This window comes from Peribacillus sp. SRI_006, assembly GCF_057586375.1.
On the sequence record NZ_JBYCZT010000049.1, the window covers coordinates 1 to 651 of the forward strand.

The window sequence follows — 651 nt, forward strand, 5'->3', positions numbered from 1 at the left end:
GTGCGATGATGAATCAATTTTTTTCGATAACGAGTAAGATCTCGTAAATCACGAATATCCTCTGGTGGGACAAAATTGTTTTCAATAAGTCCGCATCTTAGAAGCTTGGCAAGCCATTCGGCATCTTTCACATCAGTTTTACGCCCTGGAACATTTTTGACATGTCTGGCATTGGCAAGAACAAGGTGAAAAGAACCTTCGAGTATATTCCATATTGGTTTCCAGTAGACTCCGGTACTTTCCATCACAACATCGGATACCTGAAGGGTAGCGAGCCAATCACTTAAAGCCAAGAGTCCCGTTGTTGTAGTTGAAAAAGTTTCAATAGAGGTCTTTGGCTTTTTATCTAATGGACCAAATAATACACAGGCTACTACTGTTTCTTGGTGTACATCTAGGCCAGCACACCGTTCAATCATTGCTTCCATAGGAGAAATCACCTCAAAAAAGATTAACAATACATATGACAGGGGATTTGTTACAAAAATTTTTGTATACGTACTAGCAGTACACTAAATGGTTCTTCCATACTGTCACAACCAGTTTCTTATACAGGGTATCTTCCTTAAGATCCACCAAAAAAAGTTCAGCCTGGTTGTATTGTTATTTTCCATTATTGTCAAGGGGTTAATGGGTTAGACTCTATTTTGA

At 38.7% G+C, this 651-nt stretch carries 1 protein-coding gene; it reads right to left on the minus strand.

From position 1 onward, the window contains the following. The coding region (locus AC2YHV_RS27600) for an IS110 family transposase (RefSeq protein WP_487374604.1) at positions 1-428 on the minus strand (428 nt) is incomplete at its 3' end. Positions 429-651 lie beyond the last annotated feature (223 nt).